We start from the raw sequence: 25,636 nt of genomic DNA, 5'->3' as shown, positions 1-25,636 counted from the left end.
ACTAAAACTTTTGGTTTAAGAATGGTATCTTTGCTCAAAGTAGAGTCCTTAAAACTTGTACCCCAACCCTTAAACCTTCAAAAAATATGCAACTTGTTTTCGCTTCCAACAACAAAAATAAAATCAAGGAAATTCAAAGTCTTTTGCCAAGTGACATTCAAATATTAAGTCTGGAAGACATCGGCTGTTTTGAAGATATTGCTGAAACTGCCGATACGATTGAAGGAAACGCTATTTTGAAAGCAGATTATGTCACAAAAAATTATGGTTATGATTGTTTTGCAGATGATTCTGGCTTGGAAGTAAATGCTTTGAACGGTGCGCCGGGAGTAATTTCCGCAAGATACGCTGGCGAGCAGAAAAATGATCAAGATAATATGAACAAATTGCTTTCTGAATTAGAAACTAAATCTGAGAGAAACGCAAACTTCAAAACCGTTATCGCACTCAACCTTAACGGAAAACAGGAATTATTTACCGGAAAAATCTTTGGAGAAATCACTTTTGAAAAGAAAGGAGCCAATGGTTTTGGGTATGATCCGATCTTTCAACCTGATGGATTTTCTGACACATTTGCACAACTTTCGTTCGAAGAAAAAGGCCAGATAAGCCATCGAGCGAAAGCTACGGCACAACTCATTGCTTACTTAAAAAAGTAACTTTCTGATTTTCAATATTTAATAAATAAATAAACTTCTATTTCTCATTAGTTTTAATGATTTATTAAACGTACCTTTGCAGCCTATTTTAAATACATATATGAATAAATTTGAACAATTAGGATTGAATGAATCGTTACTGAAGGCGATTTTAGATCTAGGATTTGAGAATCCGTCAGAAGTACAGGAGAAAGCGATTCCCCTATTATTGGAAAAAGACACAGATATGGTTGCGTTGGCTCAGACAGGGACAGGGAAAACGGCAGCTTTCGGTTTTCCACTTATCCAAAAAATTGATGCTGACAACAGAAATACACAAGCATTAGTTTTATCGCCAACACGCGAGTTATGTTTACAGATTACTAACGAACTTAAAAACTACTCAAAATACGAAAAAGGTATTAATGTGGTAGCAGTTTACGGCGGAGCTAGTATTACAGAGCAAGCTAGAGACATCAAAAGAGGTGCGCAAATTATCGTTGCAACTCCAGGAAGAATGCAAGATATGATCAACAGAGGTTTGGTTAACATTAAAAATATAGATTACTGTATTCTTGATGAGGCTGACGAAATGTTGAACATGGGATTCTATGAGGATATCGTATCTATTTTATCAGATACTCCAGAAGAAAAAAACACATGGTTATTCTCGGCTACAATGCCTGCAGAAGTGGCTCGAATTGCAAAACAATTCATGAGCGATCCATTAGAAATCACTGTTGGAACTAAAAATTCAGGTTCTGCGACTGTTTCTCACGAATTTTACTTAGTAAATGCTCGTGACCGTTATGAAGCTTTGAAAAGATTGGCGGATGCAAATCCAGATATCTTCTCTGTAGTTTTCTGTCGTACAAAAAGAGACACGCAAGCGGTTGCTGAAAAATTGGTTGAAGACGGTTATAGCGCTGCTGCTTTGCACGGAGATTTATCTCAAGCACAAAGAGATGGCGTAATGAAATCTTTTAGAGGAAGACAAATTCAAATGCTTGTTGCGACTGACGTTGCGGCGCGTGGAATTGACGTTGATAACATTACACACGTTGTAAATTACCAACTTCCTGACGAAATTGAAACGTACAATCACCGTTCTGGAAGAACTGGTCGTGCCGGAAAATTGGGTACTTCTATTGTAATCGTGACTAAAAGCGAATTGCGTAAAATTTCTTCAATCGAAAGAATTATCAAACAAAAGTTTGAGGAGAAAACAATTCCATCTGGAATCGAAATCTGTGAAATCCAATTATTGCATTTGGTAACTAAAATTAAGGATACTGAAGTTGATCACGAAATTGACAACTACTTACCTGCAATTAACAACGTTCTTGAAGATTTATCAAAAGAAGAATTAATCAAGAAAATAGTTTCAGTAGAATTCAACAGATTCATCAACTATTACAAGAAAAACAGAGATATTTCTTCTCAATCTTCTGGAAACGAAAGACGTGAAAACGACGGTGCTCCAAGAGAAAACAACAGTGGTGCCACTCGTTATTTTGTAAACATTGGTTCAAGAGATAATTTTGACTGGATGTCATTGAAAGATTTCTTGAAAGAAACATTAGACCTTGGTCGTGATGACGTTTTCAAAGTTGACGTAAAAGAAGGATTCTCATTCTTTAACACTGATCCTGAGCATACTGACAAAGTAATGGAAGTTCTTAACGGATTTGAATTAGAAGGAAGAAGAATCAACGTTGAAATTTCTAAAAACGACGGTGGCGGAAGAAGCAGCTCAAGAAGAGACCACAACGGAAGAAGTGGTGGCGGATTTGGCGGCGGAAGATCTGGTGGCGAAAGAAGCGGCGGTTTCAGAAGCGACAGAGGTTCAGCTCCAAGACGTGAAGGCGGATTCAGAAGTGATCGTGGAAGTTCAGCTCCATCAGACAGACCTGCAAGAAGAGAAGGTGGTTTTTCTTCTGACAGACCAAGAAGAGAAGGCGGATTTTCTGAAAGAGCACCAAGACGTTCTGACGCTCCGAGATCATCTGACGCTCCAAGAGCAAGAAGACCAAGAAAAGACTAATTTATTTAGTTAATTTTCTTATAATTATAGACAGACTGCAAAATATCTTAAAGAGTTTTATTACTTTTAACGCCATTCAACACGGCTATGAGATATTTTGCAGTTTTCTTTTTTTTACTCCTCCAAACATTCGCTTTTTCACAAGAAAAGATTTCGGGTACAATTGTCAATGACAAAACTTTATTAGTAATTCCCGAGGTTAGCATCATCAATATCAACAAAGTAAAAGGTACAATTTCTGACGGAAGTGGCGGTTTTAAAATAGTGGCTTCGGTAAATGACACTTTGCATATTTCTTCGCTTGGTTATAAATCCATTAAAGTCAGAGTTACCAATGACTGGATCAGAGACCAAAATACCAAAATCAAAATGACCGAAAGAGCGTATGCGCTTCCGGAGGTTACCATCAATCAATATAATTTGACCGGATATCTTGAAATTGACTACAAGATTATTCCGATCAGAGAAAATTACCGTTATAGTATTTCCGGCTTAAATGCTGGTTATGAAGTGGGAAGCACGTCTCCAAATGCATTCTCAAAAGTAATGGGATCTATTTTCAATCCAGCCGATATGCTTTATAATTTCTTTGGAAAAAAACCTACGGAACTAAAGCGTTTGAAGGAAATGAAAAAAGACGACAACGTTAAAAATCTTCTTGCCTCTAAATTTGACAGAGAAACTCTCGGCGCGCTTTTGGGCGTTTCTCCAAAAGAAATTTCCGAAATCTTGGAAAGATGCAATTACTCTGAATCATTCATTAAAACCGCAAACGATCTTCAAATTATGGACGCAATTAATGATTGTTATGAGGAATATAAGATTTTGAAAGGAAAGAGGTAATGTAAGTGTTTACAGAATTTTAGCGTGAAGTTATTTTGTCCTTCTAAAAGATCAAGGCTCCAATTATGAAAAATGTTATACTATCATTCATCTGCCTATTTTGTATCTCTAAAGTCTGTGCTCAAAATGGTCAAATATTCAATATCAAGTCCAAGACAATAAAAAATGAAGAGCTAGAAAAAATTAGAAAGGAAATCGATTCCACAAACGAATTTAAAACATTATATGATGACGATAGATATTCTGTTAGAGATTCTTGCCGTGGCGAATTTGGAGGATGGGTAAAATTCAAAGATAGAAAAACTAAATTTGAGTATATATGTGAGTCTACTTGTACACTAATGGTAAACAAATTCAAAGGAAAATACATTGTCACTGGAACACTAAACCATATGGGAGGATTTACAAAAATATATGAAATAACAAATCCATTATTGCTAAAAAAAATAAACAGAGGAGAAAAAATTAATTCCCAAAAAATTGGAAATAAAGGAGCAAAGATACTTGTTAATAAATTTGGAATGACAACATTGCTTACATTCGAATACAATAATCGATTATTTCATATCGTTTCCAATTCTTCAGAGACTTTCATCAGCGAGATTGAAAATGGAGCATTTAAAAAGATACAATCACTCTACAACAAGTCAATCTTTCTTCCTCCAAGAATTTTAAATTCAGATAATTCCTCTAAAATGTATTTCAGCGATTACACCACCAGTAAAGGATATATTGAAGTCGATAAAAACAATATAACAGTCTTTACTGTTGAATAAGACGGCTTCATCTTTCATTAAGCAAATTTTTACCAATGAATCTCAAACCTTTCGCTTCAAAAACTACACAAGATTATTGATTTCCTTATAGCGCTTTTCTATTCTTTTGATATCTTTTATCGAGTTTTTTGTCCACGCTAATCTGAGCGTAATCATTTCTTCTTCAGAAAGATGCCAATCTAAATCAGACTTATGAAGTCGGCTCATGATGTTTTGAATAATAATTGCCGCCGAAACAGAAATATTCAGACTTTCTGTAAAACCAGCCATCGGAATTTTCATAAATCCGTCGGCTTCATTCATCACTTCTTCTGAAAGTCCGTCGCGTTCTGTACCAAAAAATATCGCCGAAGGTTTTGTAATATCAAAATCATCCAACAGACAATCGTTCTCGTGTGGCGTTGTGGCAATAATTTGGTATCCCTTTTCCTTTAAAGTTTTTACGCAAGAAATATTAGAATCATAACGGTTCACATCAACCCATTTTTGAGCGCCCATCGCAATTTCTTTATCAATACTTTTCCCGAATTTCTCCTCGATTACGTGCAAATTCTGGATTCCGAACACTTCACAGCTTCGCATCACCGCGCTTGTATTGTGCAATTGAAAGACATCTTCAACCGCCACAGTAAAATGATTGGTACGTTTTTCTAAAACTTTCAGGAACTTGCTTTTTCGATTTTCGGTAATAAATTCTTCTAAGTAAGCTAAATATTCAACTTCTGATGTGTTTTCTTTCATAAATTCATTGATTTCTAAAATAGTTTTCTTAAATTGGCTATGCTAAAAAATTGACATGACTCAAGAAGAATTACTACCACAAATTTACAAAAAAGACGACAGAGCGTTCACATTAATGTATGATATGTACTCAAAAAGTCTTTACAGTGTTATTTACAATTTAGTTCGCGACCAGGAAGAAGCCGAAGATGTGCTTCAAGAAACCTTCGTGAAAATCTGGAAAAACATCGATAGTTATAACGAAAGCAAAGGACGTTTTTATACTTGGATCCTTAATATTGCTCGAAATACAACTATTGATAAACTTCGTTCTAAAGGATTTAACAACAAGCAAAAAAACCTTAGTTCTGATAATTTCGTACATCTATTAGACGACAGTAACAAGCTGACCAATAAAATTGATACGATTGGAATTCGCGAATTTGTAAAAAAATTAAAACCAAAATGTATTCAGATTATTGATCTTTTGTTCTTTAAAGGTTACACGCAGCAAGAAGCTTCAGAGGAATTACAAATTCCGCTTGGCACTGTCAAAACCCAGAACAGAAACTGTATTAATGATTTAAGAAACTTTTTAAAAGTATAATGGATAAGCAAGAATATATAGATTCAGGTATTTTAGAACTTTATGTTTTCGGACGTTTAGACGAACCCGAATTCAGTGAAGTCACAAAGATGGCCGAAAGCGACGCAGACATCAAAGCAGAAATTATCTCGATTGAAAAAGCGATAATTAATTTCTCAGAAAGTGTCTCACCTTTCCTTTCTTCAGAAAATTACGAAAAAATCCGTGAGGCATTGATGCTGAAACACGGAGTTGTGGACATTGCTCCAAAGAAATCGAATCTCTTTTTATATCTCGGTTATGCCGCATCAATTTTACTGTTGATTGGCGTTGGGTATCAATATCAAAAACTAGAGGAAAAAGATGCTCAGATTGTCAATGTTGAAAAAGAAAGAAGCGATTTGCAAAAATCGGTTGTTGATTTGACGTTGCAAAACAAAGAATCTGAAACGGCACTTTCTGTTGTTCGTGACAATAATAATGCGGTAATTGCTTTGGCCGGACAAGAAGTTTCGCCAACGTCTTTCGCAAAAGTATATTGGAACAAAGACACAAAAGCGGTTCATATCGATGCCGCAGGTTTGCCAGAACCTCCTGAAGGAATGGTTTACCAAGTTTGGGCGCTGAAATTAAATCCTTTAACGCCAACAAGCATCGGTCTTTTGGATAATTTCAAAGGAAATTCAAAACGTATTTTCAACGTAGAAAATGCTAACGAAGCCGAAGCTTTTGGAATCACATTAGAACCAGCTGGCGGAAGCGCTTCTCCAACATTAGAACAACTTTATACTTTAGGAAAAGCATAATTCGCAATAAATTTATACCTTTAAAACGCCTTGTTTGATTTTTTCAGATAAGGCGTTTTTAATTTTAGCAGATTTAAAAAAATGAAGAAGAAATTAGTCGTTTTATCAGGAGCCGGAATCAGCGCCGAAAGCGGAATCAAAACTTTTAGAGATTCTGACGGACTCTGGGAAGGTCACGATGTAATGGAAGTGGCGTCACCAGAAGGCTGGAGAAAAAATCAAGAATTGGTTTTGGATTTTTATAACAAAAGAAGACAGCAACTTAAAGAAGTAAAACCAAATCGCGCTCACGAGATTTTGGCAGAATTGCAAGACGATTTTGACGTAAATATCATCACCCAAAATGTGGATGATTTGCACGAACGCGCCGGAAGCAAAAATGTCCTTCATCTTCATGGAGAATTGTTAAAAGTTAGAAGCGTTCATAATGAAAAGTATATTTTAGATTGGACGGAAGACATAAATATTGGAGATTTTGATGATAACGGAAACCAATTACGTCCGCATATCGTTTGGTTTGGAGAAGCTGTTCCTGCTTTGGAACAAGCAATTCCATTAGTAATGCAAGCTGATTATTTGATCGTAATTGGAACTTCATTGCAAGTTTATCCCGCTGCAGGATTGATCGATTTTGCAAAACCGGAAGCTGAACTGTTCTACATTGATTTAAAACCGGCAAGGATTTCAAATTTGAAAAATCCGTTGGAAATTATTGCTGAAACGGCTTCCGAGGGAATGAGAATCTTAAAAGAAAAATTACTGAGAAAATAATCAAAAAAACTGCAATATTTCAAAATCCATTTGGCAATTGACTTTCATACTTCGCTCATATAAAGTATATTTGCGCTTACCTGAATAACAACACAAAATGACAACTTTAACAGAATTAAACGCTATATCGCCAATCGACGGAAGATATAGAAGCAAAACAAAATCACTTTCAAATTATTTTTCAGAAGAAGCATTGATCAAATATCGTGTTTTGGTGGAAATCGAATATTTCATTTCATTGTGCGAAATTCCGTTGCCACAATTGAAAAACGTGGACGCTTCGTTATTTGAAAGCTTGAGAAATATCTATAAAAATTTCTCGACAGAAGATGCTCAGGCGATTAAAGACATTGAAAAAACGACAAACCACGACGTAAAAGCGGTGGAATATTTCATCAAAACTGCTTTTGACAACTTAAATTTATCAGAATATAAAGAGTTCATCCACTTCGGATTAACTTCCCAAGACATCAATAATACCGCAATTCCGTTATCGACAAAAGAAGCTTTTCAGGAAGTTTATTTGAAGTCATTAATCGAATTGACTTCAAAATTAAAAGAATTGAGCGTGGAATGGAAGGACATTCCGATGTTAGCAAGAACCCACGGACAACCGGCCTCTCCTACTCGTTTAGGAAAAGAAATCGCGGTTTTTGTGGAACGCTTGGAAGAACAAATGCGCTTGCTTTTCAATATTCCGTTTGCAGCTAAATTTGGCGGCGCAACAGGAAATTTTAACGCACATCATGTAGCGTATAAAAATATTGACTGGAAAGAATTCGGGAAAAAATTTGTGGAAGGAAATTTAGGATTGCAACATTCTTTTCCAACAACGCAGATTGAACATTACGACCATTTTGCAGCATTTTTTGATGCTTTAAAAAGAATAAACACCATAATAATTGACTTAGACAGAGATATTTGGACGTATGTTTCAATGGATTATTTCAAGCAAAAAATTAAAGCCGGAGAAGTGGGTTCTTCTGCAATGCCACACAAAGTAAACCCAATTGATTTTGAAAATTCTGAAGGAAATTTGGGTATTGCAAATGCGGTTTTCGAACATCTTTCAGCAAAATTGCCTTTATCAAGATTGCAACGTGATTTGACAGATTCTACAGTTTTAAGAAATATTGGTGTGCCAATTGGCCACACGATTATCGGTTTTGAAGCGACGCTTAAAGGTTTAAACAAATTGCTTTTAAACGCTCCAAAATTCGCAGAAGATTTAGAGAAAAACTGGGCGGTTGTTGCCGAAGCAATTCAAACGATTTTGAGAAGAGAAGGTTATCCAAATCCTTACGAAGCTTTGAAAGGCTTGACCAGAACGAATTCTGTGATGAACAAAGAATCGATTCACGAATTCATTGGAACTTTAAATGTTTCTGACGAAATCAAAAATGAACTTTTGGTAATTACCCCTAGTAATTATTTGGGCGTTTAAGAACCAAAAATAAATTATTAAATCCCGAGACTGGAATGTTTTCATTTCATCTCGGGATTTTTTTTTGAGAATGTTACTTTTTTTTCGGATATTTAACTACCGTGTAACCATAACGTGTATCGACAAACTGATTCAATAGCCCCGATTGAAGCGGAAATCCTTTTTTATGAAAGCGCTATTTTTTTCAAATTTAAAACAGCGACCAAAGGAAGCTCGTTTTTAATTTAGAAAAAAAAGCGGTTTTGAAAAAAGATTGTAGCGAAAAGCGGGAAATAGCTTTTAAAAAATAAAAAATGTCTAACAAAATTCTAATTTTATTTGCGCATCCTTTATATGAAAAGTCTTCTGCAAATAAGGCCTTAGTTAAACATGTTCCTGATTCAGAGAATATTACGTTCCACGATTTATATGAAACGTATCCAGAATTTGACATTGATGTGAAGCGCGAGCAAGAATTATTGAACTTGCACGATGTGGTGATTTGGCATCATCCGATGTATTGGTACAGCTGTCCGCCGTTGCTGAAGCAGTGGATTGACATGGTTTTGGAATATGGCTGGGCGTATGGAAAATATGGGCTGGCGTTGCAGGATAAGTTGATTTTTCAAGCGATTACAACAGGCGGAAATCAGGAAAATTATTGTGCAGAGGGTCGGGAAAATCACACGATTTTGGAACTTTTAGAACCTTTTAAGCAAACTTCAAAGGTTTGTAAAATGGAATATTTGCCTCCGTTTGTGGTTCACGGAACGCATAAAATGGACGAGGAAAAATATGAGGAAAACGGAATTTTATATGGAAAACTGTTGAATTATCTTGAAAATACTGAACTGAATATCAAGCAGATTCGGGAGTTTAAATATCTAAACGACTGGATGAAAACCGTGGAAACCAATGGAAAATAACTTTTTTCTTCAAGCGATAATTTACCTTGCGGCGGCCGTGATTTGCGTTCCGATTGCGAAGAAAATTGGATTGAGTTCTATTTTGGGCTATTTGTTTTCCGGAATAATTATTGGGCCGTTTGTCTTGGGATTTATTGGTTCGGAAGGTCAAGATTTGATGCATTTCGCAGAATTTGGTGTTGTTATGATGCTGTTTTTGATTGGATTGGAACTCGACCCTTATAAATTTTGGAAAATGCGACGCTTCATTTTAGGGATGGGTTCGCTTCAAGTTGTGATTACTTCGCTTGTGATTTTTGTGTGCTGTTCTATAATTTTTGATTGGAATTGGCAGACGGCGCTAACGATTTCATTGGCGTTGGCACTTTCTTCCACAGCAATTGTTTTGCAGACTTTAAAGGAAAAAGGCTTGTCGCAGACTTCTGTTGGACGCTCTTCTTTTGCGGTTTTGCTGTTTCAAGATATTGCCGTAATTCCGATTTTGGCGATAATTCCCTTGCTTGTTTCTAGTTCCAATGTGATTCCCGATGATGATTTGCACCATTCTTTGATTTCTAATTTAGACGGTTGGTTGCAGACATTGATTGTAATTGGAACAATTCTGGCAATTTATATTGGCGGACGATTTCTGATTGTGCCGTTGCTTCACGTTGTGGCGAAAACCAGATTGCAGGAATTGTTTACGGCTTCAGCGTTGTTATTGGTTTTGTCGGTTTCTTATTTGATGCAATTGGTGGGTTTGAGTCCGGCTTTGGGGGCATTTATGGCTGGAGTCGTTTTGGCGAATTCCGAGTTTCGACACGAGTTGGAAGGCGATATTGCTCCGTTTAAAGGATTACTTTTGGGATTATTTTTCATAGGCGTTGGCGCCTCGATCAACTTTCAATTGATCATTGATAATCCGGCGTTTATCTTAATTTTTGGGTTTATTCTGACGATGATTAAGTTTTTTGTTTTCCTTGGAATTGGAAAATTATATAAAAAACGCATTGACCAGAACTTTTTGTTTGCGATTGGACTGAGCCAAGCCGGAGAATTTGGTTTTGTCATCATGAGTTTTTCGATGCAGTTGAATATTATCCCGAATATGCTGGCGAATCAAATTATGGCGATTATCGCGATTAGTATGATTTCCACGCCGTTTTTACTGTTGATTAATGAGCGTTTGATCGATCCTTATTTTGGAGTAAAAGAAAAAAAATCAGACAATTATGATGAAATCAATGAAAATAATGACGTAATTATTGCAGGTTTTGGGAACTTTGGAAGTACGATTGGACGACTTTTAAAAAATAACGGAATTCCCGCCACAATTCTTGATATGGATTCTGATCGCGTGGATTTACTTCGAAAAATGGGCTTCAAAGTATATTATGGAGACGCAACCCGATTGGAATTATTGAAAGCTGCCGGTTGTGAAAATGCCAAATTATTTATTGCCGCGATTGATAATCCCACGGCGAATTTAATTGTAATTGAATTATTGAAGAAGCATTTTCCGCATTTAAAAATTTTAGCCAGAGCCAGAAATAGGAACGATGCTTTTGAACTGGTTGATATGGGATTGGACAGTATTTATCGTGAAAATCTTTACAGCGCGGTTCATCTTGGCGTCGATGCCTTGGTTTTTATGGGCCATCGCCGTTATTCTGCCACGCGACAAGGACAGCATTTTATCAAACATGATGAGGAAGCGATTTTCAGGTTAGCAAAAAAACGTCACGATAAAAAGGCGTTTATGATTTCTGCGATGGAAGAAATTGAAATGCAAGAACAGCTTCTCAAAACGGATTTATTCAATCCTGTTGGTCCGGACGATCACGCTTGGGAAAGCGATAATTTGAAAAAAGACAATTTGGAATAAAAAAGAAAAGCCGAAATCTAGATTGGACTTCGGCTTTTGTATAACTTGAAATTATTATCTAGAATAATTCGGAGCTTCTTTTGTAATCGTCACATTATGAGGATGACTTTCGCCAATTCCGCTTGCGGTGATCCTCACAAAACGTCCTGTTTCTTGTAAAGTTTCGATATTTTTTGAACCGCAGTAACCCATTCCGGCTCTTAAACCTCCGATAAACTGAAGCATACTTTCGAAAAGTTCTCCTTTGTAAGGAACTCTGCCCACGATTCCTTCTGGAACCAATTTCTTGATATCGTCTTCTACATCTTGGAAATAACGGTCTTTTGAACCTTCCTGCATTGCTTCCACAGAGCCCATTCCTCTGTAAGATTTGAATTTTCTTCCTTCAAAAATAATTGTTTCGCCTGGAGATTCTTTAGTTCCTGCTAAAAGCGAGCCTAACATCACGCAGTCAGCTCCGGCAGCAATCGCCTTCGGAATATCGCCTGTGTAACGAATTCCACCGTCAGCAATAACAGGAACGCCTGAACCTTTAATCGCCGCAGCAACTTCAAGAACAGCCGAAAATTGAGGAAAACCAACACCTGCCACAACTCTCGTTGTACAAATTGAACCTGGTCCGATTCCAACTTTAACTCCATCGGCTCCGTTTTCAACCAAATATTGAGCAGCTTCTGGAGTAGCGATGTTTCCAACAATTACATCTAAATCTGGGAATTTGTTTTTTACCAATTTCAAAACATCAACCACGCCTTTTGTGTGACCGTGAGCGGTGTCGATAATTACAGCGTCAACTCCGGCAGCAACCAAAGCGGCAGCGCGATCAACAGCGTCAGCAGTAACTCCCAAAGCAGCGGCAACGCGAAGACGACCGAATCTGTCTTTGTTTGCAATTGGTTTTTGAGTCAATTTTGTTATATCTCTGAAAGTAATTAATCCGACCAATTTATAGTCAGCGTTTACCACAGGAAGTTTTTCGATTTTATTTTTTTGTAGAATTCCTTCAGCTACTTCAAGCGTTGTTCCTTCTCCGGCAGTTACCAGATTTTCGGTTGTCATCACTTCTAAAATAGAACGTGAATTATTTTTTTCAAAACGTAAATCACGATTGGTTACGATCCCTTTTAAGGTTTGATTTTCATCTACAACCGGAATTCCACCAATACTGTATTCTCTCATCACCTGTTTTGCATCGCCAACCGTTGCTGTTAAAGGCAAAGTTACAGGATCTATGATCATTCCTGATTCTGCTCTTTTTACTTTTCTGACTTCTGCAGCTTGCTGTTCGATAGTCATATTTTTATGTAAAACTCCGATTCCTCCTTCTTGAGCCATAGCAATTGCCATCGCGCTTTCAGTAACTGTGTCCATCGCAGCAGAAACAATTGGAACGTTTAATGTAATATTTCGAGAAAATTTTGATTGAATGCTTACTTCGCGCGGTAAAATTTCTGAGTAGTTGGGGATTAGCAGAACGTCATCGTAAGTAAGACCTTCTCCGATAACTTTAGTTGAGTGTGCTTTCATGTTGCAATTTGTAGTTAAATTGCGTGCAAATGTAATCAATTTTAAGCAATAAATAAAATCAATAGCTTATTTTACATTTATTTAGCTTTTTGAAAGGAAGCAATGAATTCGGTTCCACTTTCTGCGTGGTGGATAATGTTTAATTTTCCATCATTTTCAATTAAAAATTGTTTTACCAAAAGCAGTCCTAAACCAGTTCCTTCCTCAGAACTTGTTCCTTTTTCAGAAATCATTCTTTGATTAAAATTTAAAATTTCATCAATTTTCGACGAAGAAATTCCAGTTCCTGAATTAATAATATGAACATTCAGGAGCGAATTTTGCTCAGAAAACTTAATTTCGATAGCACCACTTTTCGGAGTATATTTTATCGCATTTGACAATAAATTATTTATAATAATGTGCGCATTTCCTTTATCGGCCAAAATTAAATTGTGATTATTCTCGTTGAATATGACTTCAATATCTTTAGATTTTGCTGTCAAATGTAAAGCACCAATTGATTCTTTAACGATTGCATTTACGTTTAAGTTTTCTAAATGAAGCTTCGAACCGTCTAACTGCGTCATGGACCACTGCAAAATTGTGTTCAGCATCATAGAAGTTCCGTCCACTTGAGTAACCAAATGTTCTGTCAGCGTTTTTAATTCTTCGTCACTGATTTCACCGTCTTTAAGCATCGCCAAAACCTGCTGTATTGAATTTATGGGCGCCTTTAGATCGTGAGAAAGTATTGAGAAAAGCTTGTTTTTTGTCTTATTTATATCGCTAAGAACTTGATTTTGTTCTTTAATTAGCGCTTTCCTATTTTTTATATCCAGATTTTTTTGCTCCAAACGATGATATAATTCTTCCTTAATCTTGCTATTTTTTCTAGATTGGTACAAAATAATCAATAGAAAAAGCATAAAAAGAGCAATCGAAATGGCGAACAATCGAGTATTATTCAATTTGTGTCTTGCCACTTCATTTTGAGCCACAAGTTTCTCGTTTTCAGCTTCTTTCCGTTTTAGCTGAAGCAAATTTATTTCCTTCAATTTTGACTCAGTGAATAATGAATCATTATAAGTCTTGCTGATCTCAAGAAATTTATAGGCCAAATCAAACTTTTTGTTTTCTTTATAAACTCGGGATAAAATTTCAGAAGATCTTGCGATGTCCCATTTTGCCTCAACATCAATTGCAGACTGATATCCTTTTAAACCAAATTCTTCAGCGGTTTTGTAATTTTTACGCTTTAAAAAATTTTCAGAAAGACCAGAAAATGCAAACGATTTCTCCCACAAATTAGCCGCCTTATCATCAATTATTTTCTTGAAATAATATTCTGAAGAATCAAGTTGATTTCTCAAAAGATGAATATCTCCTAGCCTATTTAACGACAAATGAATCATTTCGGCACTTTTCGTTTTCTTTGCTAATTTGTAAGTTTTATGAAAGTTTAAATATGCATTTTCAAACTGATTCAATTCGCTTTCAGAAATTCCGATATTGAAATAACCACGACTCAACAAAACATCATTATTGACTTCCTTATTTAACGCAATTGCTTTTTCAAACAACTTTATCGCTTCTTCATTTCTTCCGATTCCTTGCTGAATAAGGCCTTGACCAATATAACATTTTAGAACTCCTTCTTTATTATTGTTTTTTTCGTACAAAAAAAGCGCTTCCATAAATTTTTGCAAAGCGATTTCATAAGAACCTACGATATAATAAGTCGCGCCATAATTGTGCGCCACATCAGCAATTAAAATTTCATTTTGGGATTTTTGGGCGATATTTTCAGCTTTTTTCAAATAAAATTCAGCTTTCGGAAAATCACTGTAAGCCAATTTTTTCGATTCGTTTAAATAATATTGAACAGAATCTTTTGGAGCAAAAGAAAATACTTCCGTCTTGAAGAAAACGGAAAACACCAACAGAAAAATAATACGAATTATAGCGTGGGGCAACTATATTACTTTGTTAATTAATGAATTACAAAAATAAAAAATATTTTTATGGGACAGCAAAAATAAAAAAATTAATGATAAAAAGTAAATATTTTTGTTGCTTCGTTGTAAGCGCTCTCAAAACTCATCGGACTGGTTTCTGTTGAAGCTTTTTCTGAAGTAAAATACGAGAGCATTTTTTCAGTTGGCATATTTCCGGTTAAGTCATCTTTTGCCATCGGACAACCTCCAAAACCTTGAATTGCACCGTCAAATCGGCGACAGCCAGCTTTGTAAGCAGCGTCCACTTTTTCAAACCATTTATCCGGAGTCGTGTGAAGATGCGCTCCAAATTCAATATGCTTATATTTCGGGATTAAATTTGAGAATAAATAATCAATAACTTCTGGCGTTGAAGAACCCACAGTATCTGAAAGCGACAAAATTTTCACTCCCATATTCGACAATTTTTCTGTCCATTCGCCCACGATTTCCACATTCCAAGGATCGCCATACGGATTCCCAAAACCCATTGAAAGATAAGCAACTACCTCTTTATCAGAAGCATTTGCAATATCTAAAATTTCTTGCAAAGTCACCAAAGATTCTGCAATTGTCTTGTGCGTATTTCGCATCTGAAAGTTTTCAGAAATAGAAAAAGGATAACCTAAATATTGAATTTCTTTGTGTTTTGATGCCGATTCTGCGCCTTGAGTATTTGCAATAATCGCCAAAAGCTTGCTTCTTGTTTTTGATAAATCTAATTTAGAAAGCACTTCTGCGGTATCAACCATCTGCGGAATCGCCTTTGGAGAAACAAAACTACCAAAATCAATAGTATCAAAACCCACTCGCAATAGCGATTGAATGTAATCAACTTTTGTTTGCGTCGGGATAAAGGATTTGATTCCTTGCATCGCATCCCTTGGGCATTCGATAATTTTTACGTGTTCCATAGAAGTCCAAAGATATGCAAAGAAATATATTTTACGAAATCGTTTTTCTTTTTTTATTTTTCAAGTTATTACCAAATTGCGTAATTTTAATGAATATTACATATTTACGTAATAAATTAAATTATTACATAATTTGGTAATATTGAAAATTATTACGTAATTTGGTAATAATTTAATTTCTAAACCTTTCAATTTTTTAATTTATATTTGAATTATGACAAGTATCATTATTGGAGATATTATCAATTCCCGAAAATTATCCACAAAAAAGTGGCTTGTTCCGTTAAAGCAATTTCTTGCTAATCAGGGAAAAAGCCCAAAGGATTGGGAAATTTTTAGAGGCGATCAATTTCAGCTGGAAGTAAAAAATCCAGAGGAAGCTTTGCTGATTGCTATTCAAATAAAAGCGTTGATGAAAAGCATAAAATTAGACGCAAGAATGAGCATCGGCTTGGGCGATAAAACACATAATGCAAAGAAAATTTCTGAAAGCAATGGTTCTGCGTTTATTAATTCTGGTGAACTATTTGAAAATTTAAAGAAGGAAAAAAATACGCTTGCTATAAAATCTGGAAATGCTATTTTCGATTATGAAATCAATTTAATGCTTCGCCTGGCATTATTAACAATGGACAATTGGCTTCCGCAATCATCTGAATTTGTTTCAGTTGCCATTAAAAACCAATCTTTTTCACAAGAGCAAATCGGGGAAATCTTGAATATAAACCAAGCAGCGGTTAGCAGAAGAAAATCAAGATCACAGCTTGATTTGATACTGGAATTTGATACTTTTTACAGAGAAAAAATTAAAAATCTAAGTCTATGATTTTATTTATAAAACTGCTTTTGGCGCATTTATTAGGAGATTTTCTTTTACAGCCAAATTCTTGGGTTTCGCACAAAATTGAGAAAAAACAAAACAGCATCTTTCTTTACATTCATTCGATTTTACACGGATTATTGGCTTGGCTTTTCGTCTTTGAAAAAGAATTTTGGATTTTTGCATTAGCAATCACCGTTTCTCACGGATTAATCGATTTGATGAAATTGCGCTTTCAAACCGAGCGATCAAAAAGAAGTTGGTTCATTTTCGATCAAATTTTACATCTTTTAGTTTTGGGAATCGTTGTTATTTGGTATCAAAATACGTCGATTATTTTCTTTCCAGAAATTAAAAATCATTTGTGGATTCTTGGAACATCTGTTATTTTCTTGACAAAACCAACATCCATTTTGATCAAAAACATCATCTCAATCTGGACACCAGATGAAAATAGCAATGCTGATCATTCCTTACAAAATGCTGGAAATTACATCGGAATTTTGGAACGATTGTTTATTCTCTGCTTCATTTTAATCGGACATTTTGAAGCCATCGGATTTCTTTTGGGCGCAAAATCAATCTTCAGATTTGGCGATTTGAGAATGGCGCGCGACAGAAAACTTACAGAATATGTATTGATTGGAACTTTGATAAGTTTCGGAATCGCTATTGGAATTGGACTTTTAGCTCAATTTCTTATCCAGAATTTTTCGGTTTATTTTCTTGATTAAACTCGGACCTTCATAAATAAATCCGGTGTACAATTGAATCAAGCTTGCTCCTGCTTCCAATTTTTCAATCGCGTCTTCAGCAGTGTGAATTCCTCCTACTCCAACGATTGGGAATGATTTATTGCTTTTTTCTGACAAAAACCGAATAACTTCTGTGGAACGCTTTGTCAACGGTTTTCCTGACAATCCGCCCATTTCGGCTTTGTTTTCAGATTGTAAACCTTCTCTTGAAATCGTAGTATTTGTTGCAATTACGCCCGCAATTTTAGTTTCGTTTACGATATCGATGATGTCTAAAAGCTGTTCGTCTGTCAAATCTGGAGCAATTTTTAACAAGATTGGTTTTTGCTTTGGTTTTGCCAAATTTTTATTTTGAAGTGTTTGCAACAATTGCGTTAATGGCTCTTTATCCTGCAAAGCGCGAAGATTTGGCGTGTTTGGTGAACTCACATTTACCACAAAATAATCTACGTGATCATACAACGCATCAAAACAAATTTCATAATCTGAAGTCGCTTCCTCGTTAGATGTCAGCTTATTTTTTCCAATATTTCCACCGATTAAAACGCCGTTGTTTTTCTTCAATCTTTCAACAGCTTCTAGAACTCCGCCATTATTAAAACCCATTCTATTGATAATCGCAGCGTCTTCTTTCAGCCTAAAAAGTCTTTTCTTAGGATTTCCTTCTTGGCCTTTTGGCGTAAGTGTTCCGATTTCAATAAATCCAAAACCAAGATTTGAAAGTTCCTTATACAGTTTTGCATCTTTGTCAAAACCTGCTGCCAATCCCACCTGATTTTTAAATTTTAAGCCAAAAACTTCGGTTTCCAATCGGCTGTCTTTTACTTCGTAAAGTGATCTAAAAAGTGCAGGAAATCCTGGAACCCTATTCAAAAATCGAAGCGCCGAAAAAGTGAAATAGTGAATTTCTTCTGGATCAAATTTAAAAAGAATCGGACGAATTATGGATTTGTACATGGTGGTTGTGTTGTGTTTTGCAAAAATAGTTATTTGGTTTTAATTTTCACTTTTTTAAATGTGTAGAATTTTCTTTTAAAGCATGACATTTTGGGACACAGATGACACGGATTAGAAAAATTTAAGAGCTTTTTTCTGACAAAGATTGGGACGGAATTTTAAAAAAATGCGGATAGTTTCTCCCATAGCCCCGATGGTGGAGAGTATCCTTTTATTTTTTTCTTTAAAAAATAAAAAATACTGCCAACCAGCGGGAAATGCAATTACTGAAAATGCCCAGTGATTCGCTCCAAAAAAATAGAAAAATTACTTTTAAAATCGTTAAAGATTGGTTTCAAAATTAGAGAAAAGTCAAATAAATCGTAACTTTACATCTTATTTTTAAACATAAATTATGCAACATATTATTGACCGTTTCATCGGTTACGTAACGATTGACACAGAATCTGACGCAAGTTCAAATACAACACCAAGTACTGAAAAACAATGGGATTTGGCCAATAAATTGGTAGAAGAATTAAAGCAAATCGGTTTGGACGATGTGACAATCGATGAAAATGCGTATATCATGGCAACGCTTCCGAGCAATGTGGATCACGAAGTTCCAACGATTGGATTTGTTTCTCACTTTGACACAACGCCTGATTTTACTGGCGCTAACATCAAACCACAGATTGTAAAAAATTATGACGGTGGCGATATTATTTTGAACGCAGCTCAAAATATCGTTCTTTCTCCAAAATATTTCGAAGATTTATTGCAATACAAAGGTCAAACGATCATCACCACTGACGGAACAACGCTTCTTGGCGCTGACGACAAAGCGGGAATCACGGAAATCGTTACAGCGATGGAATTTTTAATTGCGAATCCTGAAATCAAACACGGAAAAATTAGAATCGGGTTTACACCTGATGAAGAAATTGGTCGTGGCGCGCATAAATTTGACGTAGCCAAATTTGGTGCTGATTGGGCTTACACAATGGACGGAAGCCAAATTGGTGAATTAGAATACGAGAATTTCAACGCAGCCGGAGCGAAAATCACTTTTAAAGGGAAAAGCGTTCATCCAGGTTATGCAAAAGGAAAAATGATCAATTCAATGTTGATTGCCAATAAATTTATCTCGAAATTACCAAAAGACGAAGTTCCGGAAAGAACGAAAGGTTATGACGGATTTTTCCACGTTCATCATTTAAATGGTTCGATCGAAGAAACTGTTTTGGAACTAATCATTCGTGATCACGACAAGAAAAAATTCGAGAAGAGAAAAAAGTTGATTGAAAAAATTACGAAGAAAATCAATAAAAAATTCGCGAAACAATTTGGAGAAGATATTGCAGTTGCTGAAATCAATGATCAGTATTATAATATGAAAGAAAAAGTGGAACCTGTGATGCACATTGTTGACATTGCAGAGGAAGCGATGAAACAACTTGGAATCACGCCATTAATCAAGCCAATTCGTGGCGGAACTGACGGTTGCCAATTATCATATATGGGATTGCCTTGCCCAAATATCTTTGCCGGAGGCCACAATTTCCACGGAAAATATGAATATGTTCCTGTTGAAAGTATGCAAAAAGCAGTGGAAGTTATCGTGAAGATTGCCGAATTGACTGCTTTAAAAAAATAGTATTTTCTACATAAAATTACCGCAGATTTGCAGATTTATTTCTAAATTTAAATGCAGATTTGCGGTTTTTATTTTTAATTATGAAAGAAAAACATACTTGGGATAAAGTTCACAATTGGGACGAAGAATTAGATTTCTTAAAATCTATTATTGTAAAGACCGAACTTATTGAAACCCAAAAATGGGGCGCTCCAGTTTACACTTTAAATAATAAAAATATCTTGGCAATCGGCGGTTTCAAGAATTTCTTCACGATTTGGTTTTACAATGGCGTTTTCCTTAAAGATGATTCCAAAGTTTTAATCAATGCGAATGAAGAAAATACCCGCGGTTTAAGGCAATGGCGATTTACTTCAAAGAAAGAAATTGATGAAAAATTGGTCTTGAAATATATTCTTGAAGCAATTGAAAACGAAAAGAAAGGTCTTGCGATAAAACCTCAAAAGAAAGAAATGCCAAAATCTGATTTCTTAGAAAAACAATTCAATTCTGATTCTGATTTGAAAAATGCTTTTGAAAGTTTTTCTCCTTACAAGCAAAAAGAATTTCTTGAATACATTGAAACTGCAAAACAAGAAAAAACAAAAGTCACAAGATTTGAAAAAATAAAACCAATGATTTTAACCGGAGTTGGCTTGAACGATAAATACAGATAAAAAAAATGCCTCAATTTCTTGAGGCATTTTCATTGAATTTAATCAAGATTATTTAGCAACTACAGGCATATTCAACTGCTTGCTTAGTTCTAAAGAAATTGCAGAACGCTCCATTTTTAATTTTCCTGACATCGTTTCAAGAACAATTGTTCTCTCAGCTAATTCAGCAATTTTTCCGTGAAGACCGCTTTTTGTAATTACTTTGTCACCAACTTTTAATTCAGTTTCAAACTGTTTTTCAGCCTTAGCTCTTTTCTGTTGTGGACGAATCATGAAGAAATACATCACCACGAACATTGCTCCAAATAAGAAAATATTACCGTATTGTTCCATTATATTATTTTGTTACTCCAATTCCACCAGCTTTTGGCGTTACTTGAGCTCTGATTGTTAATAATTCGTTTCCTGAAGCTGTGTTTGCCGTGATATTCACAGATTTTTGTTGTGCTCCTGGTTTTCCGTTTGAATCAAACGTTACTTTCATTTCGCTTGTTTCTCCTGGTTTAATTGGCTCTTTTTTGAAAACTGGAACTGTACATCCACAGCTTCCTTTTGCATCAACAATCACCAAATCAGCTTTTCCAGTATTTGTAAAAGTAAAAACGTGCTCTACTTTATCGCCTTCTTTAATTGTACCAAAGTCAAATTCTTTTTCTGTAAAAGTCATAACTGGAATTTCTCCTGTTGCTTGACCCGCGTTTACAGCTTCATTTGCAGGAGTTGCCTCAACATTTGTAGCTTCCACATTTGCAGTTTCACCATTTGAAGCGGCTACTTTTGAAGAAGCGCTTTCTTTACAAGAAATCGTCATTACCAACGATGCAATCGCCAATAAACCAACTGTTTTTTTGATCATAATAATTAGTATTTAGTTACATTAAACCTCTTCCGGTCTTATTTAATTTATTTGCTTCTTTGAAATCTTTGACAAGATTATCTAAAATTCCGTTGATAAAAATACTACTTTTTGGTGTTGAATATTCTTTTGCAATTTCTAAATATTCGTTAATAGTTACTTTAACAGGAATTGACGGAAATTTCAAGAATTCGCAAATCGCCATTTTCAAAATGATGGTATCGATTTCTGCAATTCTATCTGAATCCCAATTTGGGGTTTTATCGATAAATTCTTTAGCCAATGCAGCTTCGTTCAAAACCACTTTTCTGAACAAATCTTTTGTAAAGTCTTTATCTTCAGAATCTTTGTAAACCCTTGGAATTGAAAAATCTTCGTCTGTAGCTTTAATCGCTTTTAATTGCTTATTAATTAAAGTATTAACCAACGGAATATCATCAATCCAAGTTAATTTATTATCTTCAAGATATTCGTATAATTTTTCGTTTGGAGCAATTAAATCCGTAAAAATTGAAACTACGAATTGTTTGTCTTCCTCAAAATTATTCTCGCGATTGCTCATATAATTTGCATATAATTCGCTCGCTTTAATTTCTTCCAATAAAATTCTGATGTACTCATCATTCAGGTGCCAATCGTTTATTTTTCGGTTTTCTAAAGCGATGCTCATTGCATTACTTTCTACCAAAAGTTTTAAGACTGAATTATTGATGAATTTGTTGTTTGGGTTGCGTTCTTCTGCGGTAACAAGATGTTTTTTGCTTGATTTATCTAAAAAATCTTCCTCTCTTTTTTGGATTTCGATCAGAGAAGACAACATTAGAAGATATAAATCTTGAATATTTTCGATACTATAAAACAAGAATTTCTCTTCTTTTTCAAGATTATCAGAATTGTTTTGATGCATTGCGTAAACCGACTGCATTACTTTCACACGGATATGTCTTCTATTTAACACCTATAAGAACTTTTAAAAATTAACAAAGCGAAAGAGGTTTTCTTTCGCTTTGCAAAAATAAGAATAATATTGAAAATCTAAATTATTATTTAGCGTTTTCTTTTTTTCTGTCGTCAATACGTTTTTGAGCGATTGACAACGCCGCTTGATGCGTTGTAATATTGTTTTGTTCAGCAAAAGAGAAAATTTCTAAAGTCGTGTTATAGATATTTTCTGTTCTTCTTAGAGCTTCAGCGCTGTCATAACCAACGATTTCAGCATAAACATTGATAATTCCACCAGCGTTAATCAAGAAATCTGGAGCGTAAGCAATACCTCTATCTTTTAAGATTTTTCCGTGGATTTCTTCAACAGCCAATTGGTTGTTTGCAGCACCAGCAATTACTTTTGCTTGAATTTTATTTACAGTTTCGTCGTTGATTGTAGCTCCAAGCGCACAAGGCGCGTAGATGTCAACGTCAGCAGCATAGATATCTCCAGTAAAAATTTGAGCACCATATTTTGCATTGATTTCGTGTAATCTTGCTTCGTTGATGTCTGTCATTTGAACCAAAGCACCTTCTGCAGTCAAATGTTTGATCAAAGTTTCTCCAACATTTCCAGTTCCTTGAACTAAAACTTTTTTACCACTCAAGTTATCTGTACCAAATTGGTATTTTGCAGCTGCTTTCATTCCCATGTAAACACCATAAGCTGTTACAGGAGAAGGATTTCCAGAACCACCTCTTGCTTCAGAAATTCCTGTTACATAAGGAGTTACATCTCTAATCAAATCCATATCTGGAGTTGTAGTACCAACATCTTCTGCTGTAATATATTTTCCGCTTAATGAATTGATGTATTCACCAAATTTAGTAATCAATTCTGGAGTTTTATCCACTTTTGCATCACCAATGATAACTGCTTTTCCACCGCCAAGGTTTAATCCAGAAATCGCTGATTTAAAAGTCATTCCGCGAGAAAGTCTTAAAACATCGTTTAAAGCTTCCCACTCGTTAGTATATTTCCACATTCTTGTTCCACCCAAAGCTGGTCCTAAAACTGTGTTATGAATGCCAATTATTGCTTTCAAACCAGTATCTTTGTCATTACAAAATACGATTTGTTCGTGGTTGTCAAATGATAATTGTCCAAAAACTGGGTCGATTTTGTGAAGCTCACTTGCTTTTACTACTTCTGTTACCATAGTATCTTTGATTAGTGGTTAATTATGATTTTATCAAAAAGATAGCGCAAATTTAAGATATAAATCAAAACTTTGCAATCAAATTAACTTTAATTAGCAATTCAATAATCAAAAGTCGCTTTTGGCAGTTTAAATAAAAAAGCATTTTTAGAATCAAATTAACAATAACATAATATTATTTCTTAAATTTTTCAGAATACAATGAAAGAACTTAAATATTTAAACAAATATTTCACCAAATATAAATACCATTTTTTATTAGGAATTGTTGCCACCATTGTTGCACAAATTTTCTCGCTATACACGCCAAAACTTGTGGGAGAATCGATAACTGCTCTTAAAAACCCTGCTCTTTCTAACGATTCAATAAGACAATTAATCACTGAAAACATTATTTGGGTTGGAATTACCGCTTTAATTTCTGCCATTTTAACCTTCGTGATGCGCCAAACTTTGATCGTAATGTCGCGTTATGTGGAATTTGATTTGAAAAACGAAGTCTTCCGCCAATATGAAAATCTTTCGCAGAATTTCTACAAAAGAAATCGAACCGGAGATTTGATGAATAGAATCAGTGAAGATGTTGGGAGGGTCAGAATGTACGTTGGCCCAGCGGTGATGTATTCCTTAAATACATTCATCCGTTTTGCAGTCGTAATCGTTCAAATGTCGATTATTTCTCCGAAGCTTACCTTATATACCGTACTTCCATTACCGATTTTATCTTACCTAATTTTCAAACTAAGTAACGAAATCAATGTGAGAAGTGGAATTTTTCAAGCTAATCTTTCGCAACTTTCAAGTTATTCACAAGAAGTTTTCTCCGGAATCAGAGTTATCAAAGCATACAGTTTAGAAAATAAATCGCATAAAGAATTCTCGCAATTGTCTGAAGAAAGCCGTGATAAAAGCATGGATTTGGCTAAAACCAACGCATTATTTGGTCCGCTGATGATTTTATTGATCGGCTTAAGTAATCTTGTCGTGATTTATGTTGGAGGAATGATGTACATCAATGGCTCAATCGCCAGCATTGGAGTTATCGCTGAATTTATTTTATACGTAAATATGTTGACTTGGCCTGTTGCTTCCCTTGGTTGGGTTTCATCAATGATTCAAGAGGCCGAAGCTTCCCAAAAAAGAATCAACGAGTTTTTGAAAATTCAGCCAGAAATCAAAAATAAAACAGACGAAAGTTCTTTCATCGACGGAAAAATTACGTTTAATCACGTTAGTTTTACTTACGAAGACACCAATATTACAGCTTTAAATAATGTAAGTTTCACTATTAATAAAGGAGAAACTTTAGCAATTCTCGGAAAAACAGGTTCTGGAAAATCAACAATCTTAAGTTTGATCAGCCGACTTTATGACATTAAAGACGGAGTTGTCACCATCGACGACCATAATATTAAGGACGTAAATCTGCACGATGTGAGAAACAGCATTGCTTTTGTGCCACAAGATGCTTTCTTATTTTCTGATTCAATTTTGAACAATATCAAATTCGGGAAAGAAAATGCAACCAAGGAAGAAGTTATGGAAGCTGCCAAAAAAGCGGTGGTACACAATAACATTATGGGCTTCAACAATCAATATGAAACGGTTATCGGCGAAAGAGGAATCACGCTTTCTGGCGGACAAAAACAGCGCGTTTCCATTGCCAGAGCGATTATTAAAGATTCAAAGATTTTGCTTTTAGATGACTGTCTTTCAGCAGTTGATACTGAAACGGAAGAAGCTATCTTGAATAATCTCTTAGAATTCTGCAAAGACAAGACGACAATTTTGGTTAGCCACAGAGTTTCTTCTGCAAAAAATGCTGACAAAATCATCATTCTTGAAGACGGAAAAATCATACAACAAGGTTCTCATAATCAATTAGTAAACCAAGAAGGATATTACAAAGAGCTTTATTTAAAACAACTTTCTGAAAAAGAAATACAGTAAAATGTTGTTTAATTCAGCTATTTTTTAGATTTTTGGTTTCCACAATAA

General features: G+C 35.2%; 24 protein-coding genes. 15 read left to right on the top strand and 9 right to left on the bottom strand.

Translation table 11 applies throughout. The features are described 5' to 3' along the window. Positions 1–86 precede the first annotated feature (86 nt). From ACFPVY_RS05795 to ACFPVY_RS05780, 4 genes are all read left to right on the top strand, one after another. A complete protein-coding gene (locus tag ACFPVY_RS05795; RefSeq protein ID WP_379791023.1) occupies positions 87–659 on the top strand; it encodes a non-canonical purine NTP diphosphatase in 573 nt (190 codons plus the stop codon). 100 nt (positions 660–759) lie between these two features. Further along, complete coding sequence (locus ACFPVY_RS05790) at positions 760–2,682, top strand: DEAD/DEAH box helicase (protein WP_379791022.1); 1,923 nt, start codon at positions 760–762, stop codon at positions 2,680–2,682. A gap of 87 nt (positions 2,683–2,769) precedes the next feature. Next, entirely contained in the window at positions 2,770–3,525 is a 756-nt protein-coding gene (locus tag ACFPVY_RS05785) for a carboxypeptidase-like regulatory domain-containing protein (RefSeq protein WP_379791021.1), read from the top strand. 65 nt (positions 3,526–3,590) lie between these two features. Next, positions 3,591–4,301 carry a hypothetical protein gene (locus ACFPVY_RS05780; protein ID WP_379791020.1) on the top strand — a complete coding sequence of 237 codons (711 nt, stop codon included), beginning with the start codon at positions 3,591–3,593 and terminating at the stop codon, positions 4,299–4,301. 63 nt (positions 4,302–4,364) lie between these two features. On the opposite strand, the gene ACFPVY_RS05775 is transcribed toward ACFPVY_RS05780, so the two are convergent. Beyond that, positions 4,365–5,042, bottom strand: coding sequence for a TrmH family RNA methyltransferase (locus ACFPVY_RS05775; protein ID WP_379791019.1), 678 nt, complete (start codon positions 5,040–5,042; stop codon positions 4,365–4,367). 55 nt (positions 5,043–5,097) lie between these two features. On the opposite strand from ACFPVY_RS05775, the gene ACFPVY_RS05770 reads away from it, so the two are divergent. The 6 genes from ACFPVY_RS05770 (at position 5,098) to ACFPVY_RS05745 (ending at position 11,397) form a co-directional block, all read left to right on the top strand. After that, positions 5,098–5,628 (top strand): RNA polymerase sigma factor, encoded by a 531-nt coding sequence (locus ACFPVY_RS05770; protein ID WP_379791018.1) that lies wholly within the window; start codon positions 5,098–5,100, stop codon positions 5,626–5,628. Beyond that, positions 5,628–6,413 carry an anti-sigma factor gene (locus tag ACFPVY_RS05765; RefSeq protein ID WP_379791017.1) on the top strand — a complete coding sequence of 262 codons (786 nt, stop codon included), beginning with the start codon at positions 5,628–5,630 and terminating at the stop codon, positions 6,411–6,413. The genes ACFPVY_RS05770 and ACFPVY_RS05765 overlap by 1 nt, the downstream gene beginning before the upstream one ends. Before the next feature lie 81 nt (positions 6,414–6,494). Beyond that, on the top strand, positions 6,495–7,184 hold the full coding sequence (locus ACFPVY_RS05760; RefSeq protein ID WP_379791016.1) for an SIR2 family NAD-dependent protein deacylase: 690 nt from the start codon (positions 6,495–6,497) through the stop codon (positions 7,182–7,184). A 97-nt stretch (positions 7,185–7,281) separates the two neighbouring features. Beyond that, positions 7,282–8,628, top strand: coding sequence for an adenylosuccinate lyase (purB, locus tag ACFPVY_RS05755; protein WP_379791015.1), 1,347 nt, complete (start codon positions 7,282–7,284; stop codon positions 8,626–8,628). Positions 8,629–8,921: 293 nt separating this feature from the next. Next, a complete protein-coding gene (locus ACFPVY_RS05750; protein WP_379791014.1) occupies positions 8,922–9,533 on the top strand; it encodes an NAD(P)H-dependent oxidoreductase in 612 nt (203 codons plus the stop codon). Continuing rightward, on the top strand, positions 9,523–11,397 hold the full coding sequence (locus tag ACFPVY_RS05745) for a monovalent cation:proton antiporter-2 (CPA2) family protein (protein ID WP_379791013.1): 1,875 nt from the start codon (positions 9,523–9,525) through the stop codon (positions 11,395–11,397). The genes ACFPVY_RS05750 and ACFPVY_RS05745 overlap by 11 nt, the downstream gene beginning before the upstream one ends. Before the next feature lie 54 nt (positions 11,398–11,451). Here ACFPVY_RS05745 and guaB read toward each other — a convergent pair whose 3' ends face one another. From guaB to ACFPVY_RS05730, 3 genes are all read right to left on the bottom strand, one after another. Next, a complete protein-coding gene (gene guaB, locus ACFPVY_RS05740) occupies positions 11,452–12,924 on the bottom strand; it encodes an IMP dehydrogenase (protein ID WP_379791012.1) in 1,473 nt (490 codons plus the stop codon). Between the two features lie 77 nt (positions 12,925–13,001). Further along, positions 13,002–14,879: a tetratricopeptide repeat-containing sensor histidine kinase gene (locus tag ACFPVY_RS05735; RefSeq protein ID WP_379791011.1), complete on the bottom strand. Its 1,878-nt coding sequence runs from the start codon at positions 14,877–14,879 to the stop codon at positions 13,002–13,004. A 71-nt stretch (positions 14,880–14,950) separates the two neighbouring features. Continuing rightward, the gene (locus ACFPVY_RS05730; protein WP_379791010.1) at positions 14,951–15,814 is read right to left on the bottom strand and encodes a hydroxymethylglutaryl-CoA lyase; all 864 of its coding nucleotides are present in this window, start codon (positions 15,812–15,814) and stop codon (positions 14,951–14,953) included. Positions 15,815–16,028: 214 nt separating this feature from the next. On the opposite strand from ACFPVY_RS05730, the gene ACFPVY_RS05725 reads away from it, so the two are divergent. Together ACFPVY_RS05725 and ACFPVY_RS05720 are read left to right on the top strand one after the other, a co-directional pair. Continuing rightward, positions 16,029–16,640, top strand: a complete 612-nt coding sequence (locus ACFPVY_RS05725) for a SatD family protein (protein WP_379791009.1) — start codon at positions 16,029–16,031, stop codon at positions 16,638–16,640. After that, positions 16,637–17,368, top strand: coding sequence for a DUF3307 domain-containing protein (locus ACFPVY_RS05720; RefSeq protein ID WP_379791008.1), 732 nt, complete (start codon positions 16,637–16,639; stop codon positions 17,366–17,368). The genes ACFPVY_RS05725 and ACFPVY_RS05720 overlap by 4 nt, the downstream gene beginning before the upstream one ends. Here the strand turns inward: ACFPVY_RS05720 and ACFPVY_RS05715 are convergent. Further along, positions 17,321–18,346 carry a quinone-dependent dihydroorotate dehydrogenase gene (locus ACFPVY_RS05715; protein ID WP_379791007.1) on the bottom strand — a complete coding sequence of 342 codons (1,026 nt, stop codon included), beginning with the start codon at positions 18,344–18,346 and terminating at the stop codon, positions 17,321–17,323. The genes ACFPVY_RS05720 and ACFPVY_RS05715 overlap by 48 nt on opposite strands. Positions 18,347–18,740: 394 nt before the next feature. Here ACFPVY_RS05715 and pepT point away from each other — a divergent pair, with 394 nt between their 5' ends. After that, positions 18,741–19,982 (top strand): peptidase T, encoded by a 1,242-nt coding sequence (gene pepT, locus ACFPVY_RS05710; RefSeq protein ID WP_379791006.1) that lies wholly within the window; start codon positions 18,741–18,743, stop codon positions 19,980–19,982. An 80-nt stretch (positions 19,983–20,062) separates the two neighbouring features. Continuing rightward, positions 20,063–20,638, top strand: a complete 576-nt coding sequence (locus tag ACFPVY_RS05705) for a YdeI/OmpD-associated family protein (protein ID WP_379791005.1) — start codon at positions 20,063–20,065, stop codon at positions 20,636–20,638. 48 nt (positions 20,639–20,686) lie between these two features. Here the strand turns inward: ACFPVY_RS05705 and yajC are convergent, their stop codons facing one another. The 4 genes from yajC to ACFPVY_RS05685 all read right to left on the bottom strand — a co-directional run bounded on the left by yajC (position 20,687) and on the right by ACFPVY_RS05685 (position 23,638). Further along, positions 20,687–20,971 (bottom strand): preprotein translocase subunit YajC, encoded by a 285-nt coding sequence (gene yajC / locus ACFPVY_RS05700; RefSeq protein ID WP_379791004.1) that lies wholly within the window; start codon positions 20,969–20,971, stop codon positions 20,687–20,689. Positions 20,972–20,975: 4 nt separating this feature from the next. After that, positions 20,976–21,494 carry a DUF1573 domain-containing protein gene (locus ACFPVY_RS05695; protein WP_379791003.1) on the bottom strand — a complete coding sequence of 173 codons (519 nt, stop codon included), beginning with the start codon at positions 21,492–21,494 and terminating at the stop codon, positions 20,976–20,978. Positions 21,495–21,510: 16 nt separating this feature from the next. Continuing rightward, complete coding sequence (nusB, locus tag ACFPVY_RS05690; RefSeq protein WP_379791314.1) at positions 21,511–22,419, bottom strand: transcription antitermination factor NusB; 909 nt, start codon at positions 22,417–22,419, stop codon at positions 21,511–21,513. Positions 22,420–22,537: 118 nt separating this feature from the next. Beyond that, positions 22,538–23,638: a Glu/Leu/Phe/Val family dehydrogenase gene (locus ACFPVY_RS05685; protein ID WP_379791002.1), complete on the bottom strand. Its 1,101-nt coding sequence runs from the start codon at positions 23,636–23,638 to the stop codon at positions 22,538–22,540. 201 nt (positions 23,639–23,839) lie between these two features. On the opposite strand from ACFPVY_RS05685, the gene ACFPVY_RS05680 reads away from it, so the two are divergent. Then, the gene (locus tag ACFPVY_RS05680) at positions 23,840–25,588 is read left to right on the top strand and encodes an ABC transporter ATP-binding protein (RefSeq protein WP_379791001.1); all 1,749 of its coding nucleotides are present in this window, start codon (positions 23,840–23,842) and stop codon (positions 25,586–25,588) included. Positions 25,589–25,636: the final 48 nt, after the last annotated feature.

Origin of the sequence: Flavobacterium qiangtangense, from assembly GCF_042658345.1 — a bacterium.
GTDB lineage: Bacteria > Bacteroidota > Bacteroidia > Flavobacteriales > Flavobacteriaceae > Flavobacterium > Flavobacterium qiangtangense.
Note: the sequence above shows the minus strand (reverse complement) of the source record. Positions and strands in the feature narration are given on the sequence as shown.

Bases quoted from the DNA above. Each gene is read 5' to 3' on its own strand.
- ACFPVY_RS05760 (WP_379791016.1), top strand. From the start codon at position 6,495: ATGAAGAAGAAATTAGTCGTTTTATCAGGAGCCGGAATCAGCGCCGAA.
- ACFPVY_RS05730 (WP_379791010.1), bottom strand. From the start codon at position 15,814: ATGGAACACGTAAAAATTATCGAATGCCCAAGGGATGCGATGCAAGGA.
- purB (WP_379791015.1), top strand. From the start codon at position 7,282: ATGACAACTTTAACAGAATTAAACGCTATATCGCCAATCGACGGAAGA.
- yajC (WP_379791004.1), bottom strand. From the start codon at position 20,971: ATGGAACAATACGGTAATATTTTCTTATTTGGAGCAATGTTCGTGGTG.
- pepT (WP_379791006.1), top strand. From the start codon at position 18,741: ATGCAACATATTATTGACCGTTTCATCGGTTACGTAACGATTGACACA.
- ACFPVY_RS05770 (WP_379791018.1), top strand. From the start codon at position 5,098: ATGACTCAAGAAGAATTACTACCACAAATTTACAAAAAAGACGACAGA.
- ACFPVY_RS05720 (WP_379791008.1), top strand. From the start codon at position 16,637: ATGATTTTATTTATAAAACTGCTTTTGGCGCATTTATTAGGAGATTTT.
- ACFPVY_RS05715 (WP_379791007.1), bottom strand. From the start codon at position 18,346: ATGTACAAATCCATAATTCGTCCGATTCTTTTTAAATTTGATCCAGAA.
- ACFPVY_RS05785 (WP_379791021.1), top strand. From the start codon at position 2,770: ATGAGATATTTTGCAGTTTTCTTTTTTTTACTCCTCCAAACATTCGCT.
- ACFPVY_RS05750 (WP_379791014.1), top strand. From the start codon at position 8,922: ATGTCTAACAAAATTCTAATTTTATTTGCGCATCCTTTATATGAAAAG.
- nusB (WP_379791314.1), bottom strand. From the start codon at position 22,419: ATGCAGTCGGTTTACGCAATGCATCAAAACAATTCTGATAATCTTGAA.
- ACFPVY_RS05765 (WP_379791017.1), top strand. From the start codon at position 5,628: ATGGATAAGCAAGAATATATAGATTCAGGTATTTTAGAACTTTATGTT.
- guaB (WP_379791012.1), bottom strand. From the start codon at position 12,924: ATGAAAGCACACTCAACTAAAGTTATCGGAGAAGGTCTTACTTACGAT.
- ACFPVY_RS05780 (WP_379791020.1), top strand. From the start codon at position 3,591: ATGAAAAATGTTATACTATCATTCATCTGCCTATTTTGTATCTCTAAA.
- ACFPVY_RS05680 (WP_379791001.1), top strand. From the start codon at position 23,840: ATGAAAGAACTTAAATATTTAAACAAATATTTCACCAAATATAAATAC.
- ACFPVY_RS05775 (WP_379791019.1), bottom strand. From the start codon at position 5,042: ATGAAAGAAAACACATCAGAAGTTGAATATTTAGCTTACTTAGAAGAA.
- ACFPVY_RS05725 (WP_379791009.1), top strand. From the start codon at position 16,029: ATGACAAGTATCATTATTGGAGATATTATCAATTCCCGAAAATTATCC.
- ACFPVY_RS05705 (WP_379791005.1), top strand. From the start codon at position 20,063: ATGAAAGAAAAACATACTTGGGATAAAGTTCACAATTGGGACGAAGAA.
- ACFPVY_RS05745 (WP_379791013.1), top strand. From the start codon at position 9,523: ATGGAAAATAACTTTTTTCTTCAAGCGATAATTTACCTTGCGGCGGCC.
- ACFPVY_RS05795 (WP_379791023.1), top strand. From the start codon at position 87: ATGCAACTTGTTTTCGCTTCCAACAACAAAAATAAAATCAAGGAAATT.
- ACFPVY_RS05695 (WP_379791003.1), bottom strand. From the start codon at position 21,494: ATGATCAAAAAAACAGTTGGTTTATTGGCGATTGCATCGTTGGTAATG.
- ACFPVY_RS05790 (WP_379791022.1), top strand. From the start codon at position 760: ATGAATAAATTTGAACAATTAGGATTGAATGAATCGTTACTGAAGGCG.
- ACFPVY_RS05685 (WP_379791002.1), bottom strand. From the start codon at position 23,638: ATGGTAACAGAAGTAGTAAAAGCAAGTGAGCTTCACAAAATCGACCCA.